This window comes from Pseudoalteromonas sp. SG45-1 (assembly GCF_014164135.1).
In the GTDB taxonomy this organism is placed as follows: Bacteria; Pseudomonadota; Gammaproteobacteria; order Enterobacterales; family Alteromonadaceae; genus Pseudoalteromonas; species Pseudoalteromonas distincta.
Window position 1 is genome coordinate 1 of sequence record NZ_JACJEP010000095.1, and the last position, 240, is coordinate 240.

Below are 240 nucleotides of genomic sequence, written 5' to 3' on the forward strand. Positions count from 1 at the left end.
GTTGGCGGAGTGGACGGGACTCGAACCCGCGACCCCCGGCGTGACAGGCCGGTATTCTAACCAACTGAACTACCACTCCAGCATACAAATTTTGTAATATAACATTGTTTAAATAGTTGGCGGAGTGGACGGGACTCGAACCCGCGACCCCCGGCGTGACAGGCCGGTATTCTAACCAACTGAACTACCACTCCAGCATACAAATTTTGTAATATAACATTGTTTAAATAGTTGGCGGAG

2 tRNA genes are annotated in these 240 nt (G+C 49.6%); both read right to left on the reverse strand.

From position 1 onward, the window contains the following. Positions 1-2 precede the first annotated feature (2 nt). Positions 3-79 (reverse strand) — tRNA-Asp (locus tag H5117_RS20505). A gap of 38 nt (positions 80-117) precedes the next feature. Continuing rightward, positions 118-194, reverse strand: a tRNA-Asp gene (locus H5117_RS20510). Between the last annotated feature and the right edge of the window lie 46 nt (positions 195-240).